General features: G+C 65.3%; 13 protein-coding genes. 4 read left to right on the forward strand and 9 right to left on the reverse strand.

Going from position 1 to position 19407, the window contains the following annotated elements:
• Positions 1–65: 65 nt before the first annotated feature.
• Genes AB0M15_RS00350 through AB0M15_RS00360 form a run of 3 tightly spaced genes read left to right on the forward strand, consistent with a single transcriptional unit; the run spans position 66 to position 3989 of the window.
• Entirely contained in the window at positions 66–1160 is a 1095-nt protein-coding gene (locus AB0M15_RS00350; protein WP_363812384.1) for a DUF6421 family protein, read from the forward strand.
• 28 nt (positions 1161–1188) lie between these two features.
• Positions 1189–2430: a cytochrome P450 gene (locus AB0M15_RS00355; protein ID WP_363812386.1), complete on the forward strand. Its 1242-nt coding sequence runs from the start codon at positions 1189–1191 to the stop codon at positions 2428–2430.
• Positions 2431–2450: 20 nt separating this feature from the next.
• Positions 2451–3989 carry a GMC family oxidoreductase gene (locus tag AB0M15_RS00360; RefSeq protein ID WP_363812388.1) on the forward strand — a complete coding sequence of 513 codons (1539 nt, stop codon included), beginning with the start codon at positions 2451–2453 and terminating at the stop codon, positions 3987–3989.
• A 15-nt stretch (positions 3990–4004) separates the two neighbouring features.
• On the opposite strand, the gene AB0M15_RS00365 is transcribed toward AB0M15_RS00360, so the two are convergent.
• The 8 genes from AB0M15_RS00365 to AB0M15_RS00400 all read right to left on the reverse strand — a co-directional run bounded on the left by AB0M15_RS00365 (position 4005) and on the right by AB0M15_RS00400 (position 16894).
• Positions 4005–4790, reverse strand: coding sequence for an ABC transporter permease (locus tag AB0M15_RS00365; RefSeq protein WP_363812390.1), 786 nt, complete (start codon positions 4788–4790; stop codon positions 4005–4007).
• Positions 4787–5563: an ABC transporter permease gene (locus AB0M15_RS00370; protein ID WP_363812392.1), complete on the reverse strand. Its 777-nt coding sequence runs from the start codon at positions 5561–5563 to the stop codon at positions 4787–4789. Before AB0M15_RS00370 ends, AB0M15_RS00365 begins: the two co-directional genes overlap by 4 nt.
• A complete protein-coding gene (locus tag AB0M15_RS00375; protein ID WP_363812394.1) occupies positions 5560–6537 on the reverse strand; it encodes an ABC transporter ATP-binding protein in 978 nt (325 codons plus the stop codon). The genes AB0M15_RS00370 and AB0M15_RS00375 overlap by 4 nt, the downstream gene beginning before the upstream one ends.
• Before the next feature lie 5 nt (positions 6538–6542).
• On the reverse strand, positions 6543–7568 hold the full coding sequence (truD, locus tag AB0M15_RS00380; RefSeq protein ID WP_363812396.1) for a tRNA pseudouridine(13) synthase TruD: 1026 nt from the start codon (positions 7566–7568) through the stop codon (positions 6543–6545).
• Between the two features lie 146 nt (positions 7569–7714).
• Positions 7715–10123, reverse strand: coding sequence for a non-ribosomal peptide synthetase (locus AB0M15_RS00385; RefSeq protein WP_363812397.1), 2409 nt, complete (start codon positions 10121–10123; stop codon positions 7715–7717).
• A gap of 51 nt (positions 10124–10174) precedes the next feature.
• A complete protein-coding gene (locus AB0M15_RS00390; RefSeq protein ID WP_363812399.1) occupies positions 10175–11239 on the reverse strand; it encodes a thioesterase domain-containing protein in 1065 nt (354 codons plus the stop codon).
• Entirely contained in the window at positions 11240–16117 is a 4878-nt protein-coding gene (locus AB0M15_RS00395; RefSeq protein ID WP_363814532.1) for an amino acid adenylation domain-containing protein, read from the reverse strand.
• Positions 16118–16132: 15 nt separating this feature from the next.
• Positions 16133–16894, reverse strand: a complete 762-nt coding sequence (locus AB0M15_RS00400; protein WP_363814534.1) for an alpha/beta fold hydrolase — start codon at positions 16892–16894, stop codon at positions 16133–16135.
• Between the two features lie 185 nt (positions 16895–17079).
• Between AB0M15_RS00400 and AB0M15_RS00405 the strand changes: the two genes are divergently transcribed.
• Positions 17080–18213 (forward strand): hypothetical protein, encoded by a 1134-nt coding sequence (locus tag AB0M15_RS00405; protein WP_363812401.1) that lies wholly within the window; start codon positions 17080–17082, stop codon positions 18211–18213.
• Here the strand turns inward: AB0M15_RS00405 and AB0M15_RS00410 are convergent.
• Positions 18187–19407, reverse strand: coding sequence for an ATP-grasp domain-containing protein (locus tag AB0M15_RS00410; protein WP_363812403.1), 1221 nt, complete (start codon positions 19405–19407; stop codon positions 18187–18189). The genes AB0M15_RS00405 and AB0M15_RS00410 overlap by 27 nt on opposite strands.

A 19407-nucleotide genomic window follows, 5' to 3' on the forward strand; every position in this document is an offset into this window, starting at 1 on the left:
CTCACGCCCCCACCCTGACGTCCTGGTAAGTGAGGTGACTTTTGTCAGGATATGACATTGCCGAAGTGATCAGTGAAGTCAACCGATTGCGTTCTGAACTGGGGCCGCGGTCGGAATACCGGAAGCCGGAGTTCCTGGCGAAGCTGGCCGACAGACTTACCGACTCACCGGCTTTGCTGGAGCGCCCACTGGTACGGGCGCTCATCGACGACATCCGGGAGTTTCCCGAGAAGCAACGGCTGTCGAGGACGAAGGCACTGGTGAACGGCGCCACGGAGAACTCCATCGCCGGCCTCTTCAACGCCTCCTATTTTCCGTCCCTGTCGTTGGAGTACCTGCAGTACCGCACGCTGCCTGTCGACGAGCACCTGGCCGAGCGTTATGCGAGTCCGACGATGCCGATCGTCATCGAGAACATGTCCGAGGGCTTCCGCTCGCGGACCGTTGTCGCCTTGTTCCCGGAGAATCAGCTCGACGGTCACCAGGATCCGCAGGACCTCATCTTCTACTTCATCGACAAGTTCGTCGAACGTCACCAGCGGCTGACCCTGCCGCTCATCGAGGCGCTGATGGAACCAGGCGCGTTCCCGCTGGTTCGCGCAGCGTCCGAGCCGATGATGGAACTGGCGTCCTCGTGGTGGGTGCGGATGCACGAGTACCACCACCGTGAAGGGGACTTGCCGATCCCGAAGTACCTGTCGGCGAAGAGCATCAAGCCGTTGGCCGGGCTGGAGGAGTTGCGCACCGACGTCTCCTCGATGCTGGCCTGCCTCAGCGACCACCGGCTCCCTCGGGAGACCGCGGAACTCACCTATCAGTTCATCCTGTCCGAGCGACTGCTGCGGTATGCGGTCGAGGGCATCCCGCGTCCCAACTACGATGCGGTCGCCTCGCAGGTGCTGTTCACGTATCTCGCCGAGAACAGCGCGATCAGCATCGAGGACGGTCGCATCCACCTCAGCCCGGATCTCCCGGCAACACTCAGGTGCTTCCTGGACGAGATCCAGAGCATCGAGTCGCTGATCCATGAGCACGAGCTGGAGGACGTCAGGACCCGGTTGCTCGCTTTCGTCAATCGGTACACCGACTTCGACGAAGAGGCCAAGGACTACCGGCACATCTCGTTCTTCGCCGAAGCAAAAGAACGCCTTGGGTTCTGACAATGACTCTGTGGGGGTCTGACTCGCAGTGACCGACTTCGCGACCGTGAACCCGGCGAACGATGTGTTCCACCCAGAGATCTACCGACGAGGTATCCCCTACGACACCTACGCGAGGCTGCGTGCCACGACCCCCGTCTCGTGGCACGCGGAGCCGGAGCTGCCGGGTGTGCCGGCCGGGCCGGGTTTCTGGGCAGTCATGCGGCACGACGACGTTCAGTACGTGAGTAAGACTCCGGATCTGTTCTCGGCCTCTCTGGGCTGTACGCAGTTACGCGATCCTGCCCCGGGCGATCTCGGCTTCCTGCGTTCGATGCTGCTGAACATGGACCCACCCGCGCACAATCCCCTGCGTAAGACCGTGAGCCACTTGTTCACACCGCGGAGCATCACGAAGCTCGAGCCCTTCATCCGGCAGACCACGGACCGCCTGGTGAGTCAGGCCCGCGAACGGGGCGATTTCGACCTGGTCGAGGATGTGACAGACCTGCTCGCGCTCAGCACGCTCGCAGAGATCCTCGGTGTCCCCAAGAGCGATCAGCGCCTGTTCTTCGACTGGGCCAACAGGATCATCGGATACCAGGACGAGGAATACACCGAAGGTACCGACTCGGATCCCCGCAGTCCGTCGTCTCTGCGCGACATGTACGACTATGCGGACAGCCTCCGGGCCTACCGGCTGCGTCGTCCCGGCGACGATGTGATCAGCACACTTGTTCATGCGCAGGTCGGCGGACAGCCGATCAGCGACGCGGAGTTCAAGAACTTCTTCTTCCTCCTGGCTGTCGCCGGGAACGACACGACCCGAAGTGCGCTGCCCGGCGGAATCCTCACCCTGCTGGAACACCCCGACCAGTTCGCTCTGCTTCGCAGCCGGCCCGAGCTAGCGGCGCCCGCGGTCGAGGAGTGCCTGCGCTACGCCCCTCCGGTCATCCTCTTCCGGCGGACCGCGACCAGGCCGACCACACTTCGCGGTGTCGAGATCCAGGCCGGCGAGAAGGTCGTCGTGTTCTATCCCGCGGCGAACCGCGACCCGGAGGAGTTCGCGGAACCAGACACCTTCCGGATCACCCGATCACCCAATCGCCATGTCAGCTTCGGTCAGGGACCACACATCTGCGTGGCCGCAGCGCTGGCCCGGATGCAACTCCGTGCCATGTTCACGGCCGTGGTCGAGCAGCTCCCGAACCTGGTGCAGCGGGGGCCTGCGGAACGTCTCGCGTCGAACCTGGTGGCCGGGATCAAGAGAGTTCCCGTGTCGGCATGCTGACGGCCGATCTCTGACCGCGGATGAACTACACCCACATCATCGTCGGCGGCGGGTCAGCCGGCTGTGTGCTGGCCGAAGGGCTGAGTGCGCGCCCGCGGCATCGGGTCCTGCTGATCGAAGCCGGACCGGACTACCGGGGCACGCAGCTTCCGGTGGAACTCAACGACGGCACGACACCGGCGATCGGCTCCCACGACTGGGGCCTGTGGGCGCAGACGCCCGACGGGCACAGTGTGCCTGTGCCGCGCGGCCGAGTGGTCGGGGGCACCTCACAGATCAATAGCTGTATAGCCCTGCGCCCTGAACCGTCGGACTTCGGCGGACCGTCGTTCAAGTCGTCGAAGTGGGACTGGCAACGACTGGTCGAGTGCTTTCATGAGGTCGAGAACGATCTGGACTTTCCGCAGGCGGACGCTGCCGATGGGACCGTGGCCATTCGCCGGCCGCGTAGTACCGAGCTGGCGTACCCGAGTCGAGCTCTGATCGATGCGTGCCTGGCCACGGGCTACGGCTACACGGAGAACCACAACGCACCGCTCAGCACCGGTGTCGGGCTCGCCCCCTTGAACATTTCGCCGGAAGGCATGCGCATCTCGGCACGCCTGGCATTCCTCGAGTCGGCGCGCGAGCGTGACAACCTGACCGTCCTGAGCGACGCGCTGGTGGACCGTGTCGCCATCAGGGACGGCCGGGCCGAGGGCGTCGTCTATCGGCATTCCGGTCGGCGGGGAGACCACTTCGCCAGCGCCGCGCACGTGGTCCTGAGTGCAGGCGCCTATGGCACGCCCGTGATTCTGCTCCGGTCCGGTCTGGGCCCCCGGCAGGAGCTCGAAAGCCTAGGCATCGCAGTGGTTTCCGACCTGCCTGGAGTGGGTGCGAACTTGAGTGACCACTCCCAGGTCCCCCTCGCCTTCACCTACGAGTCGATCGGCACCAGCCGTCGGGTGCCGTGCGTTCAGGCCCTGTTGCGGTACTCGTCGCGAACGTCCGCATCGCAGCCCAACGACATGCAGCTCTGTATGCTCAATCACGTCGAGCTCACCGGCTACAACCCGGCGCTGGCGGCGGCCTGGGACACGAACCTGGCGTCTTCGCTCACCGCCAACCTCATGATGCCCGCCGCACGCGGCAAAGTGCGGCTTACCGCGACACCGGACGGACTGGACACGGTCATCGATTACGGGTTCGTCGACCATCCGGCCGATCTCGCCCGGCTCCGCGAAGGAGTCCGGAAGGCTGCCGCGCTGTTGCGGCACGAGACGTTCGCCTTCCGGATCACCCGCACACATCGTCCGTCGGATGCGTGTCTTGCCGACGACGACGCACTCGACGAGTGGATCCTGCAGAGCTTCCAGCCTGGACACCACCCGGTCGGAACCGCACGGATGGGCAGCGCGGAGGATCCGGACGCCGTCGTGATCGATGACCTGTCCGTCCGCGGCCTGCGTGGTCTCTACGTCGCCGATGCGTCAGTGCTCCCCGAACCGATCCGGGCCAACACCAACCTGACCGTGCTGGCTGTCGCGCGCAACGCACTCAGGATGGCCTGGGCGAGTTGACTCGGCCAGACGGCCTCACATCTGAGTCAATGAGGCGCCGCGCCGCGACAGGTGCTCGAATCCGCGCAACATCACGATGCCGAGGCCGAGGTAGAGCAGGCCGAGACCGAACTCCGACAGCAACAGGTTGTCGACTGCGCTGAATGCGGCGCCGTCTGCCACCGCCCGGGCGGCCTGGATGCCATGGGTCAGCGGCAGCCAACTGGACGTGGCCCGAATCCAGCCAGGCATCGAGTCGAGCGGAACGTTGGTCCCGCAGAAGACCAGCAGCACCAGGAACAACACATTGGCCAGGGTGGCGTTGTCGCGCGTCTTGAGAGCGACGGCGCCCATGACGAGGCCGAGCCCTGAGCACGAGAACGAAGTCGTGGCCACGACGAGGGCGATCACAGGCCAGGCGCCGGGGTCGATGTGTACGTCGAGCAGCAGCGACCCGACGACGAGGCCGAACATCGCCACGGCCCAGCCATTGAGGATCACCGGCAGCGCCCGGCCCAGGAACAGTGGTAGCCGACGGGCAGGCGTCGCGAAGACGAGCTCCAGCGTCTGGGTCCACCTCTCCCCCGAGATGGTGGCTCCCATCGCGAACAGGCAGGGAATCACCGCGAAGTTGAGTGCGTTGCCGATCAGGTAGAACTCGTCGGAACCGACGCCGGCCGCCCGGCCGATATAGGCGAACAGGAAGATCTGCGCCAACGGCTGGACCATGAGCGTTGGCACCAGAATCCACGGGTTGAGCCAGTTGAACTGGGCCCGATAGCTCATCAGCCCGCCGTAGAAGAAGATGCGGAGACTGTTCATGTCAACGCCAGGGTCGCGTGCAGGCGGGCAGAGTCGATGAGACGTGCCCCGAGGAATATCCCGAGTACGGCGTACCCGACCCCGAGCGCCGCGCAGATACCGAGCTCGGCCCACGGTGCGCCACCGTCCGCAGCGATCCGCATTGCGCGGACGGCCCACGTCGGCGCCAGCAGCCACGAGATCGGGCGGAGGAACTCCGGCAGCAGCTCGGCAGGTACGACGAATCCGCAGAGCAGCCAACCGGGGTATTCGAGCGCGGCGCCCAAGGCCCATGCGGTGCGGTAGCGCACCACGGTCACTGCGAGGAGGAAGCCGATCAACGCGATGGAGACTGCCGACGCCAAGATGCTCACCACGAAGAACACCGGGCTATGGATCGTGAGCTCGATACCGAAGACCAGCCAGTCCCACAACAGCGTGGCGACCACGCTGTAGAGCCCGACAGTTGCCATCGCGAACGTGATCGGCAGGATCACCAGGCTGAACGGGGTGGGGGACGCGACGACGAGCTCCAGGGTGCCCTGCCAACGCTCGCGGTTGAGCAAGGAACCGGCCGGAACCATCATCGCGGTCCAGATCCCCATGGCGGCGGCGCCGAGTCCCGCATACAACAGCGCGTCCGGGTCACCGCTGAGCCGGTAGACCAACAGGGCCGACGTTGCGAACATCAGTGGAAAGATCAAGTTCAAGATGCCCTCGAAGGGCGAGACCGCGAGGATCCTGAACTGCAGCCAGTAACATACCGCGAGCTGGCGGACTCGAGCTCTGATCATCCCGTCGCACCGGCGACGAGCTCGACATAGGCGTCCTCGAGCGTGGGCTCCCGGGCGTTGACGCGGCCGACCCGGACGTCCCCGAGACCTGCGAGCACAGCCTGCGTGGGGTCGGTGTCCTGCTGACACTGCACGAGCAGTACCTGCAGCTGGCCCCGCTCCTCAGTCACGACCGAACGAACGCCGGCGACCTTGCCGGCGCTCGCGACCGCCTCCTCGGTGACACCGTAGGTTTCGATCTCGACAACACGTCCGCTGCTGACCTTGCGCTTGAGCTCGTTGGGAGTGCCCTCGGCAACGATCTGACCTGAGCGGATCACAGCGATCCGGTCGCACAACTCGTCGGCCTCGAACATGTAGTGCGTCGTCAGCAGAACCGTCTTGCCCTGTGCCTTGAGACCGCCGATCGTGGCGCGCAGTTCACGGGCACCGACCGGGTCGATGCCGATGGACGGCTCGTCGAGAAACAGTACGTCGGGGTCGTGCAGCAGGCCACGTGCGATGTGCAGCCGCTGTTTCATCCCGCGCGAGTAACCCTCGACCCGTTCCTTCTCCCGGCCGGCCATGCCGACCAGCTCGAGCAGCTCCCCGATCCGGCGCTTCTGGTCGCGTGCCTCGACGCCGTACAACTCGGCGAAGTAACGCAGGTTGTCGAGACCGTTGAGACGCTCGTACAGTCCGCGGTCCCCGCCGAACACGTAGCCGATCCGGCGACGCACCTCACGAACGTCGGAAACGACGTCGTGACCGAGCACTGTCGCCTGACCAGAGGTCGGCAACAGCAACGTGATCAGCATCTTGATCGTGGTCGTCTTCCCGGCACCGTTCGGTCCGAGCAGTCCGAACAGCTCACCCTGCTCGATCTGGAAGCTGACTCCCTTGACCGCCTCCACATCCTTGCGGGTTCTCTTCAGCAGTCCGCTCCGCACCTGGAACGTCCGCCGAAGGTCGCGGGCTTCGATGGCGTGAGTCACGCGGGTCATGCTAACGGGTCCGTACCTCTCGTTACCGCGGCGAGGGCGTCGCTGCGGAAGAGCTGCCGAACTGCGGCTGTGGCGTAGCACCCCGACGGCAGGAAGAAGCGGATCTCGACTCGGCAACGACCAGGGAAGAACTCGTCCGGCTCGGCGGTGCCGAAGGCCATCTGCGTCTGGATGACCGTCGGCCTGCTCGACTCACGGCTGCTGATTCCGTCGGGCTCGAAGTTGTACCGCTGGTACGGCAGATCAGGCGATCCGGCAAGAACTTCGCGAACCCGGTCGATGTTCTCGAGGTAGGCGAACGGCACCCCGTCGACCTCCAGATCGACGGCCGACCCGCCGCTCACCTCGCGGACGATGGCCATCAGGTGAGCATTCCAGTCCGCGGAGCCGTAGGCAGCCAGGTAGAAGGACGACGTTCGAGGATCGAGAGAACGGAAGTAGTCCTGGGCACTACCGGTCCATGCTGCGGCTGCCGGGCTTTCCGGGGCGGCCAGCCCGACCAGTTCTGCCAGCGCGTCGTCCCAGCGTGAAGCCAGTAGCGCGGCACCGACGTGCTGAGTACGCCGAGGACCACCGGGTACGCCGAAGCGCTGGATGTCGTAGTAGTTGAGAAAACAGAAGTTCCGCTTGCGGGCGGACAGCTGCTCTGCAGCCGACGGATCGATGTTGCGGGCAACGATACGGAACGCGTTTCCTTCCAGACCGCCGATCTTCAATGGCTCGAGACCGTAACCATGCCGAGCCAACCGCAGATAGCGGCCGTCATCGGCGACATGCTCCCAGGTCACGTGCGATGTGGAGCCGACCGGGAGGCCGACGAGCTGGTCGGTCACGCCGTCCTCGTCCTTGAGACCGCCGTATGTCACCGCCGTGCTGGCGACATCGAACTCCTCGGCGATCACCCGGGTCGCTTCCATCGTGGTATAGCCACACTTGCTCAGCAGGTAGTAAGTATGACTGGCTGCGGACGGGGTACACGTGCGCGGGACAAGCACCTCCCGCACCAGAAAATCCGTGGGCATGTGCTTGAGCACCGGACTCACGGCAACGGAACGGAGGGAGCTCGCAACGGTTGTTTCGGCTTGGTTCACTATCGACTCCTCTGCGAGGCGCGCGGAGCGCGCGCGAGGTCTTCCCGGCAGGGCGGGAGACCGTGGGGGCGAGTGGGTCAGGACTTGAGGTGGGACCGTCGCACCAGCTTGACCGGCTGCTTCGGAACCGGCCCGGCAGTCTCCAGCACCGCCGCGACACCCCGGACCGTCGATGCTTCTGTCAACTGCCCGATACCGATCTCGAGCTGGAGCTTCTGCTTGATCCGGTTGTGCAGGCGCATCATCAGCAAGGAATGGCCGCCGAGAGCGAAGAAGTCTGCGTCCGGAGTCGTCACCTCGGCAGTCAGCACTTCGGAGAAGAGCTTGGCCACCTCGGCCTCCATCGGCGTGCACTCGTCAGCCACCGGCGGCTGACCGTCTCCACCGGGCGCCGGCCAACGTGCGGCCAACGCGGCTTTGTCGACCTTGCTGTTGAGCGTCATGGGAATCGCGGCTACCTGTACGAACAGCGACGGGACCAGGTAGTCGGGAAGTCGACTCAGGAGCTCTGACCGAATCGACGACACGGCGAGCGGAACGCCCGCTGTGAAGAAGGCACACAGGCTTGTCAGCCCGTCGTCGGCTTTGCGGGAGAGTACGACCACGCGATCCACGCCGTCGATCCGGGAGATGTGGTGCTCGACCTCCCCGAGTTCGATCCGATGGCCACGGACCTTGACCTGCTCGTCTGCTCTGCCGATGAATTCCACCTGGCCGTCGGAGTTCAGGACGGCGATGTCACCCGTGCGGTAGAGCCGGTCCCCGGCCCGGTCGACGAACGCGGCGGCGTCCAGCTCCGGCCGGTTGAGATACCCCGATGCCAAGCCGTCCCCGCCGACGTACAACTCTCCTGGCACGTCCACCGGCTGCGGATTGCCGTCCAGATCGAGCACCCACACAGTGGAGTTCCCGATCGGCCGTCCGATCGGCACCCGAGGCGGATACCGGGCTTTCGTGATGCGATAGGCGAGTGAGAACGTGGTGTTCTCCGTCGGACCGTACACATGGACGAAATCACTGTCCGGGCAAGCCTGCACGGCATCTGCCAGCCGGCGCGCGGACGCGAACTCGCCGCCGAACAGCACCGTACATCCGTTGAGGACTGCGGCGTCGTTCTCGACGATCTGGTTGAACAGTCCGGTGGTGAGGAACAGAGTGTTCGCCTGGTGACGCACGATCGAGGCCCCGATCTCGGCCGGGTCGAGGATCAGGTCGTCCGGAACCAGGACCACCGAGCCCCCGTTGAGCAGCGGCCCCCAGAACTCGAACGTCGTCGCGTCGAACGCGATGGCCCCGGTCTGCAGGAGTACGGTCCGCGAGGAGAGTTCGACGTACCCGGACTCCCGGACCAGGCGCACGACCGCCCGCTGACTCACCACGACACCCTTTGGCTCTCCGGTGGTGCCGGACGTGTACATCACATAAGCCGGCTGCGTGGCCGAGACCACGGCAGCTGCCGGCAGATCGCCGGCACCGGATCCCACGTCCCGTACCGCGGCGAGGTCGAACGCGGGGACCTCGGCCGGGATCGATGTTGATCCGTCGACGAGCAGCAACACAGCGCCGCTGTCGGCGAGGAGATAGTTCCGGCGAGCCTCCGGTACCTTGACGTCGATCGGCACGTACACCGCACCGATCCTGAGGATGGCGAGCATGGCCACCACCAGGCGGGCGGTCTTTGGCAGCTGGAAGGCTACCCGATCGCCCTGCCTGACACCTTGAGCATGAAGTTCGCCCGCCAGCACCCGCGACTGCTCGAGCAGTTGCTGGTAGGTGAGGGCGCCCTCACCGTCGTGCACAGCCACTCGGTCGGGACGGCCGGCCGCCTGTTCGGCGAACAACTCGAAGACATTGGCGTCGCGCGGATAGGGCCGTGCCGTGTCGTTGATCTCGGCCCACTGCGCAAGCTCTGCCTCCGACAGCATCTGCGCCTCGGCGATCGTCGTGTCCGGCCGGCGGACGCCGTTCTCGAGCAGCTTCTCCAGGTGCCCGAGCATCCGGTCGACGAACGCCGCCGAGTGCACGTGGTGATGGAAGTCTGCCTGCAGAACCGTTGCCCCCGAGGACATCTGGAAGGAGATCGTCAGATCGGTGCCGGATACGTGCCCACCGTCCCCAACGGCGAGGAACAGCTTGGGGAGCGGCAGGGCCGTCGGCGTTGCGGATGCATGCTCCAGCCGATCGGAGACCGCCCGACGATGAGCCGGCAGTCCAAGGCCGGAAGGAGCCGAGTAGACCAGCTCGGTGCTGACGTCGCCCCGTCGGATGCCGATCCGGGTTTCGGGCTGATTGCTGTATCTACGGACCAGGATCAGCAGCCCCGCAAGAACGGACACGTCCGCGTCCAGGCCCAGGTCCAGGTCCACCGGAACGGTCCGCGACCTCTGCTGCGTTCCGCACTCGCTCGTGCGTGAACAGGTCCCCTGCGTCGGCAGACCTGGGCGGGCGTCAGCCTCGCCGTACGTCGAATCAACATTCGCAGTCATCAAGCCGCACTTCTTCCGGGTTTACTGTTCACGATGAGAATCAGGCGACGGCTAGCGGCACTCGAGCAGAGCGGCCTCGATGTCGTTTCGCAGGAACGTTCGCGTCGCCGGCGTCTTGTTCAGGCCTCGGTGCTCGCAGGTCTGCCTGCGGATAGGAGTTTTCGGCGAGATGTACTGAGCCCAGAAACGCTCGTACTCGCTGAGCTCGCTCTCCCGGACGGACAGCACCCCGAGCGGTTCCGGGTTGTCGCCGAAGGCGCGACTCTCGTAGAGCACCGTGGGACCGTCGTAGCGACCGGACGGTGCGTAGATGTCGGACGCCGTGATGTTGAGCGCGAAGATCTCCACCATGCGCATCACCAGTTCGAAGGTGTGCCCAGGAGGGAACTCTTCCGAGCGCATGAGCGCTGCTACGCAGTCCGGGAGGGAATCCGGCCGGAACTCGATGGCGTTGACCTCGCAGAGCTCTTTCAGGTGAATGTCGACGAGCTCCGGAACGGAGAAGGGTGCCGTACCCATCGGCGGCGGCTCGAGCAGGCCGACGAATCCAACCTGCCGACCTTGTTCAGTCAGCTGCCGGGCCATCTCGAGGGCGATGACGGCGCTGGTCGAGACGCCTGCGAGAACATACGGTCCCTCGACACCCGCACCGATCAGATCCGAAATGTATCGCGAAGCCATCGCCTCGACAGTGGCGAGCGGGGCCTCCTCCAGGTCCATGCCGACCGAGCGGATCCCGATCACCGGACGCCCCAGATCGGCGCAGAGGATCCGCTCCGAATACGTGATCTCGCCTTCGACAGTGTGCAGGAACACCAGTGGGGACGGCCCTTCCCCGGATCCCGGGATGACGAAGGGCTCCTGCCGGGCTCGTTGCGCGTGCCGGGTTTCCCGGACTCGTCGCGCGAGTGATTCGATGGTCGGCGCCGACACGAAGTCCGCCGTGGGCACAGCCGCATCCAGTCGCCGTGCTACCTCCGCCAGCATGGACTTCGCGGCCTCGGAGTCACCGCCGAGAGTGAAGAAGTCCTTGCTGATCGGGATGTTCCGGCAGTCGAGAACCTGCTCCCAGACCAGCGCCAGGCAGAACTCGAAGTGGTCTCGGTACCGAGGCATTCAGCTCTCCGTCCGGCCGGACCGAGCGGAAATCAGCTCGGCCACCTGAGCGACCGTAGGGCTGAAGAAGAAGTCCCGGAGCTTCAGTTGGATCCGGTAGGTACGGCGGATGTTCCCAACCAGCTCAGCGGCGAGCAGCGAGTGCCCGCCCAGATCGAAGAAGTCATCATCCGCCGCCACAGATTCGATGCCGAGCACCTCCGCGAACATACTGCAGAGATCGTCTTCCAAACCGCTCGGCAGGGCAGTGTCGGCGGAGCCGAAGACCTTCGCGTCCGGATCGGAGACAGCCGAGTCCAGAAGGTCCGCGAACCGCTTGACGAATCCGTCGATCGTCTGGCTGTCGAACAGATCGGTGCTGTAGTAGGCGGTTCCCGCAGCGCCCTGTCCCTCCGCTCCTTCGACGAAGCTGAAGGCCAGATCGAACTGCGAGGTCGAGGCCGACGGTACCGCGAAGTCGTGCACCTCGACGCCCGGTAGCTGGATGCCGTCGGCCGTCGTCTGCAGGGCGAGCATCACCTGGGCCAGTGGATGACGCGTCTGCGAGCGCGGCGGTTTGACCGCGGCCACCAGACGCTCGAACGGCAATGCCTGGTTCTCGAACGCCTGCAGGTCGGCCTCCATGATTCGGGCCAGGAGCTCCCGGAAGGTCGGCTCGCCGGACGTGTCGGTGCGTAGTACGAGCGTGTTGACGAAGCATCCGATCAGGTCGTCCAGGACAACGTCGGCTCGTCCGGCGACCATCGTTCCCAAGGCGATGTCCGAACCGGCCCCCGACTGGGTCAGCGCGGCCGCCAAAGCGGCCTGGAGCACCATGAAGGGCGTCGCCCCTTCGGCCCGGGCCAGCGACTGAATCCGGACATACAGCTCGGCGTCGACGGCGAACTGGACCATCGCGCCACGCGCAGTCGTCATCGCCGAGCGGGGCCGGTCCGGCTTCAGAATCACTTCCTCCGGCAGACCGGCCAGCGCCCGACGCCAGATGTCCAACTGGATCGAGATGATGCTGTCGGGGTCGTCCTCCGCGCCGAGCATCTCTCGCTGCCATAGCGTGTAGTCGGCGTACTGCACCGGCAGCGGATCGAATTCCGGTGTCTCACCGGCAAGCCGAGCCGCATATGCGCGAGTCAGGTCCCGGCCCAGCGGCGCAGCCGACCAGCCGTCACACACACTGTGGTGCGCCACCACGACGAACACGTGGTCGTCGTCCGACAGCGAGAAGACCTCGGCGCGGACCAGAAGTTCATCGGCCAGTTCGAATTCGTACTCGCAGGCCTTCACCACGGACTCGTCCAGCTCTTCGGGCTTCACCTGCTGGAGATGCAGACTCACCGACACGTCGCCGGCGGGGATGATCAGCTGGAACGGCTTGCCGTCCACATCTGGCAAGCGGGTCCGGAGGCTCTCGTGCCGCCTGACGACATCGGTGAGCGCAGCTTCGAGTGAGCCAAGCTCCAGCCGGCCGGCCAGCCGTTTTGTCAGCAGTGGAACGTTGTACTGCGGACTCGGCCCCTCGAGCTGGTCGATGAACCACAGCCGCCGCTGGACAAAGGACAGCGGCATCAGTTCCGGACGCTGCCTCGGGGTCAACGCAGGGCCCGTCTCCGCTTCGGTGAGCGGTATCACCGCGGCCAGGCGGTCCACGGTGGGATTCTCGAAGAGAGTGCGAATGGGGACCTCGGCGCCAACTGACGAACGGATCTCGTTGACCAGGCGGACGGCGAGAAGAGAGTGTCCGCCCAAGTCGAAGAAGCTGTCGTCGACACCGACCGGGCCGACGCCGAGCACCTTCGCGAAAGCTTCGCACAGGGCCGTTTCCAGCCGGTTGCGCGGTTCACGGCTGTCGGGTCCGGTCTGCGCCCCGAAGTCCGGCTCAGGCAGAGCCAGCCGGTCGAGCTTGCCGTTCGTGTTCTTCGGCAGGGCATCGAGCGTGACGAAGGCAGCGGGGACGACGGCTGCCGGAAGCAACGAACTCACATGCCGGCGCAGCTCGGTCGCGTCGGGGTGCTGCGATGAAGCAGGAACGATGTACGAGATGAGCCGCTTGTCACCGGGTCCGTACTCGCGTACGGCGGTGGCCGCCTCGGCCACCTGGTGATGCTGCCGCAGGACCGAGTTGATCTCGTTGAGCTCGACTCTGACGCCGCGGATCTTGACCTGGTCGTCGGCGCGGCCGATGAATTCGATTTCGCCCTTGCGGTTCCATCGCACGACGTCCCCGCTGCGGTACATCCGCTCCCCCGGAGCACCGAACGGATTCGCCACGAACCGCTCCGCCGTCAGGCCGGGGCGACGGATGTAGGACCGTCCCAGTCCGTCTCCGCCGAGATAGAGCTCCCCGGCAACGCCCACGGGAACGGGCCGCAGTTTCGAGTCGAGCACGTAGCCCTGGCAGTTCCAGAGCATCTTCCCGATCGGAGCGACACTGGGCCAGGTGGCCGGATCGGCTGGGAGCTTCATCCCCGTGATCACGTGCGTCTCGGAGGGGCCGTAGTGGTTGTAGACCTCGATGTCCCGGCGCCGCCGGAAGAAGTCGCGGACCGCCTCGGTCAGTTGGAAAGCTTCCCCGCCCTGCATCACTGTCCGCAGCTGCTCCAGCGGCAGCTCCTGTTCGACGGCAGCTTCGCACACCGCACGCAGGACTGCGTCGGGCGCATAGAACTCGTTGATCTTCTGGTCGTCCAACCAGATGGCGAACCTGGTGAGATCGCGCCGGTCGTCCTCCGACGGAACCACGACCGTCTGGCCGGCGAACAGCGCAGCCAGGATCTCCTGCTCGAATGCGTCGAAACTGACAGCCCCGAACTGCGATACCCGGGTCCTGGGCTGCGCGTTCGTGAGGTCCATCTGCCAGGCAATGAGGTTGATCAGAACCCTGGCTGTGATCACGCACCCTTTGGGACGTCCGGTCGAGCCCGAGGTGTAAATGATGTAGGCAGGTGACTCCAGGCTGAGCGGAGCGAGCAGGTCGTCAGCTTCGGGGTTGGTCTCGGGGCACCGTTGCAGTGCGGCAACGGTGTCGGCCCGGTCCACCACCAGCAGGTCGTGACCGCTGAATTCCGCGGCGAGTGCCTCGGTGGTCAAGATGAGATGCGGCTGCGCGTCGTCGATCGTGTAGGAGATGCGTTCGCGTGGGTAGTCCGGATCGATCGGCAGGAACGTAGCACCGGCCTTGAACAGCGCGAGCATGGCGATCAGGGCGATTCTTCGCGGCGCAACGACGGCCACGAACGTCTCCGGCCCGGCACCGCGCTGGATGAGCAGATGCGCCAACCGGTTGGTCCGGTGATTGAGTTGGGCGTACGTCAGCGTCTCTTCCGGGGACTCCATGGCCACGGCGTCCGGATCACGCCGGACCTGCTCGGTGAACATGTCCGGCAGGTTCTGCCACCGCAGTTTCTGCTCGGTCTGATTCCAGCTGTGGGTAACCAGTTCCCGCTGCGCCGGCTCGATCAGGTCGATCTCCGACAGCCGGAGACCGGGGTCCTTCGCGACGTCGTCGAGCAGGGTCTCGAGCATCTTCGCCATCGACCGGACGGTTTCCTCGCTGAACAAGGCGGAGTCGTACTCGATCTCGCCGACGATTCCGGCCGGAGAGCCGTCGACGAGCTGTTCGGTGAAACTGATGTTGAGATCAAACTTCGAGGTACCGCTACTCACGGGCACAGCCGCTACCGTGACGCCGTCCAGATCCAGGCCGCCGTCGGCGCTTCGGCGTTCCGCCCAGCCGTACATGATCTGGTACACAGGGTTCCGGTCCAAGGAGCGCGCCGGGTTGACAGCCTCGACCACCAGGTCGAACGGCACGGCTCCATGGTCGAAGGCCTCCAGCGTTGTGTCGCGAACCCGGTGTACCAGGTCCTCGAAGGCCGGGTCACCCGAGAGATCGCTCCGCAAGGTCAACGAGTTGATGAAGAGCCCGACGAGCTCCTCCAGCGCTACGTCGTCACGTCCGGCGTACGCAACTCCGAGCGGGATATCGAGCCCGGCTCCCAGGTACGAGAGCCAGGCCGCGACAGCGGCCTGACCGACCATGAACATCGAGGTGTTGGCCGAAGTCGCGATCGCCGCGAGCCGGGCGTGCGTCTCCGTTCCGACCCTAACGTCCACCGTGCCGCCGCGATGTTGTGACACCTCCGTCCGTGCCCTGTCGTACGGCAGTTCGAGTTGTTCGGGCAGACCTGCCAGTTTCTGCCGCCAGTACTGCAGTTCACCCGCCTTGGCACCATCCCCGTCGTCTTCCGGCCCGTCGTAGACCTCGCGCTGCCAGATGGCGTAGTCCGCGTAGCGGAGCGCAAGCGACGGAAACTCCGGTGCCTGCGCGGAACGTCTGGCGGCGTAGGCCTGCGTCAATTCGCGGAGCAGCAGATCCCACGACCATGCGTCCGTGGCGATGTGGTGAGTCACGAAGAGCAACAAGTACTGGTCCGGCCCGAACTCGAAGAGCGTCGTTCGGATCAGGACATCCGTCGTCAGGTCGAACGGCCGCGCGACTTCGGCGGCTGTCACGTCGTCCAGTTCGGACTCGGTGATCTTCCTGCTCTCGAACACCAGGGTCGTTCCGGGCAGTTCTGTCACCGACTGCCGGATCTCATCGCCGTCGGGAAGATAGACCGTGCGCAGGGACTCGTGGCGCTCGACCATGTCGAGCACCGCGGCCTCCAATGCGTCCTTGTCCAGAGACCCGGAGATCCGGAACGCGAGCGGAACGTTGTACGTCGGCGACGGCCCGACGGTCCGGTCGATGAACCAGAGGCGCCGCTGACCATATGACAAGGGAACCATTTCGTCCTCCGGATAGCTCGGCACTGAAGACGCGCAGTGCATCGGGATCGTGGGTTGGGCGGAGTCGCCCGCTGCCGGAGCAGCGAGAGGCATGTCCACGGTCGACGGCTACGCGCCGAGGGCACCGTCCAAGGCGGCCTGGATGGCGACGAAAACCTCGGCCTGCCGTTCGTAGACGAAGAAATGTCCGCCGTCGAAGCAGCGGATCTCGGTCTCCCGGGTGGTCGTCTGTTGCCATCCCTTCACATCGGAAGGGCCGGCGTACGGATCGTCGTCTCCACAGAGAACGAGAATCGGGACGTCCAGGGGCGGTCTCTCCTCCGCCTCGTAGTTCTCACAGGCCAGGTAGTCCGCCCGGAGAACGGGCAGGACGAGATCACGCAGCTCCGGCACTTCGAGCAGTACCGATGGGGCTCCTCCCAACGCCATAACGGAATCCAGGAACTCGGCGTCGGACATCTCGTCCGCCCTCGGCCCGGCCATCGGCGTGGGTGTCTGCGGCCCTGGTGCGCCGGAGACGACGAGCAGCGCAGGCGGATGTCCCGATTCCGTCAGCCGGTGGGCGAGTTCGAAGGCCACGAGCGCGCCCATACTGTGGCCGAACAGAGCAAACGTCCCGGTGGCCCGCTGCAGTGTGGGCTGCCGCAAGGAATCAGCGAGCGTTGCGATCGAAGGCACCAGCGGTTCCCTGATTCGTCGCTCGCGACCCGGCAGTGCGGCTGGAACCAGGGCAATCCGATTGCCGAGCCCTTTCTGCCAGTCCCGGAACGAGGAGATGTCTCCACCTCCGTGCGGGAAACAGAACAGCGTTGCCTGTGGATTCACTGCAGCCGGAGCTGTGGGGTACCACACCGAGGTTCCGCTGACCATGAGCACCTTTCTCCAGTACCGCGGCACAGGGCCATGGCGATGATTGCGCACGACACGAACTCGAGGTCCGGGCGTTCAGCAGCCTAGTCGCTGGAGTGGCCGCCGGTGGGGCCGCCGGAATGTCAAAAGCTGCAATTCAGGCACGGGGTTTCGGGTTGGCTCGGGTTCGCCGGTATGGTCCGATCGTGCTCGTCGACTACGACCGGATCGGCGTCGTTCCCATCGTGAACGCGCAAGGCAACAGCACCCCGCTCGGCGGCAGCAAGTTGAGCAGCGGCGTGCTAGCGGCCATGACCGAGGCGGCTCAGCAGCACGTCGAGATCGATGCGCTGTGGCGGGCAGCCGGCCGCACACTTGCCCAAGCAGCCGGGACCGAGGATGCCTACCCGACTGCGGGTGCCTTCGCGGGCATCGCCATCGCGGTCGCGGCGCTCGTGGCAGGCACGAATCTGACCCGGATTCAGCGTCTGCCAGACGCCGGCGACGCTCCGAACGAAGTGATCCTGCAGAAGAGCCACGCGATCAGCAGCAGCGCTCCGATCGGGCAGATGGTCGCGCTCGGCGGCGGCCGCGCCGTCGAGGTCGGGTCCGCCAACATCGCGCAGCGGGCGCACCTGATCGGTGCGATCACCGATCGCACCGCGGCACTCCTGTATGTCACCTCCCCGGACCATGTGACGGCCTACAGTGCCGTCTCGCTCGAGGACACCATCGCAGTCGGCCGGGAGTACGGCATCCCTGTCATCGTGGACGCGGCCGGTGAAGGGGACTTGCAGCATTGGCCGTCCACCGGCGCTGATCTCGTCGTCTTCAGTAGCCAGAAGGCGTTCAGCGGCCCGACGGCCGGTTTCATCTGCGGATCCGCAGCGCTCATCGAGTCGTGTCGCGCGCAGTCGGCGGGAATTGCACGGTGCATGAAGATCGGCAAGGAGACGCTGATGGGTCTCCTGCAGGCTGTCGCCGAGTACGCATCCGGCGCGTTCGGGGAAGGTCTGCTCCTGCGCGTCGAAACGCTCGCAGAACGCATCGACGCGATCGAAGGACTGAGCGCACGTGGTATCCCCGACGACCGGGACGACCGCATCTTCCGCGTACTGGTCACCGTCGACCCCGACATCTTCGGCCTGGACGCCGTGAGCCTGAACGAGGTGCTCCGGCACGGACAGCCCGCAATCTACCTACGGGACTTCAAGATGCAGGCCGGCCAACTCGAACTGGATCCGCTTCCGTTGGACGCAGACGGCGAACGGGTGATCTTGAGGCGGCTTACGGAGCTGAGTTCCAGGCGGCCGCTAGTCGAGTGCGATCCAGTCGAGTAGCTCGAATTCGTGGACCAGGTTCCGCAGAACTTGGCGCGAGGGCGCCCGCCCTTGAACCTCGGCCAGGAACGAGCCGGCGCCTAGTTCCCAGCCCACGTCGTCGCCGGTCTGCTTGAGTACGGTGACGCGATCGACGCAGGCAAGTTGCCGAAGCCTGGTCGGCGCGTCGACCCGGAGTACACGCGACCGATCCTGTGGCGCGACGACTATGTACTGATAGGCGAGGGATTCGACCGTCGTCGGGTACACCGGTGGTGTGATCGGTAGCCCGAGCGCGACCTTGAAGGCCAGATCGCCCGGCGCACAGACGCCCGCCGTCCTGGCCAGATCGTCGACCCAGGCGCCAAGCCGCCCGTTGAGCTCGATGAGCCGCGGTCCCGTGGGAGTGAGCTTGATCTCCATGTCGACGACTGCCTCGTCGATCGCCAGCGCGTGCACTGTCGCCTCGGCCAACCGAAGAACATCGTGATACTCGGGAAGGACATCCGGCGTGGCCGGACCGTACGCTCCTCGTTCCCGGAAAGGTGTCGACAGCGAGAACTTGGCCGAGACGAACAGTGGATGCACCTGGCCGCGATGCACGAGGACGTCGATTGCGCAGTAGTCTCCCCAGGGTTCGACTTCAGAGCGGCCTTCCAGGAACTCCTCGACGATCAGGGCGCCCTCGTCCGGCAGGAATCGGTCGATGAGTTGCGTCAGTTCGTCCCGTGTGCCGGCGCGCGCCGTGTTCCGGCTTCCTGCGCCTCGAACGGGCTTGACGATCACCGGAAAGGCGAGTGACTTCAATTCCGGCGGTCGGGTGTCGGACGTCGACACGAGACAGAAGGCCGGTTGCGGAATCCCGCCGGCAGCCATTCGACGACGTTGCGCGTCCTTGAGGGTCACCGCGTCGAGGGTCTCGGGTGAGTAGCCACTGAGCCCCAGGGCTCGCGCCAGTTCAGCGGTAAATCGCAACTGGTGCTCGGAGAACGTCAAGACAGCATCGAGGCGCCGGTTCACGAGGCGTTCAACCGTTTCTTCGACCGTTGGCCCGGCCTCGACGTACTCGGCCAGATGCTGCAGATACGGAGCCATCTCGTCCACGTGGTCGGTGGCCGCACCGATGAAAACGGGCTCTGCCCCGTTACTGCGAGCCAGCTCCACCTGCCGCGTCGGCGACAGACTACCGAGGTCGTAGACGAGGCCGACCGTCAT

Source organism: Kribbella sp. NPDC051718 (genome assembly GCF_040681515.1).
Taxonomy (GTDB): Bacteria; Actinomycetota; Actinomycetes; order Propionibacteriales; family Kribbellaceae; genus Kribbella.

Coding starts and splice junctions, on each gene's coding strand:
- AB0M15_RS00385 (WP_363812397.1), bottom strand. CDS start 10,123: ATGACTGCGAATGTTGATTCGACGTACGGCGAGGCTGACGCCCGCCCA.
- AB0M15_RS00395 (WP_363814532.1), bottom strand. CDS start 16,117: ATGCCTCTCGCTGCTCCGGCAGCGGGCGACTCCGCCCAACCCACGATC.
- AB0M15_RS00400 (WP_363814534.1), bottom strand. CDS start 16,894: ATGGTCAGCGGAACCTCGGTGTGGTACCCCACAGCTCCGGCTGCAGTG.
- AB0M15_RS00360 (WP_363812388.1), top strand. CDS start 2,451: ATGAACTACACCCACATCATCGTCGGCGGCGGGTCAGCCGGCTGTGTG.
- AB0M15_RS00365 (WP_363812390.1), bottom strand. CDS start 4,790: ATGAACAGTCTCCGCATCTTCTTCTACGGCGGGCTGATGAGCTATCGG.
- AB0M15_RS00410 (WP_363812403.1), bottom strand. CDS start 19,407: ATGACGGTCGGCCTCGTCTACGACCTCGGTAGTCTGTCGCCGACGCGG.
- AB0M15_RS00390 (WP_363812399.1), bottom strand. CDS start 11,239: ATGCCTCGGTACCGAGACCACTTCGAGTTCTGCCTGGCGCTGGTCTGG.
- truD (WP_363812396.1), bottom strand. CDS start 7,568: ATGCCCACGGATTTTCTGGTGCGGGAGGTGCTTGTCCCGCGCACGTGT.
- AB0M15_RS00370 (WP_363812392.1), bottom strand. CDS start 5,563: ATGATCAGAGCTCGAGTCCGCCAGCTCGCGGTATGTTACTGGCTGCAG.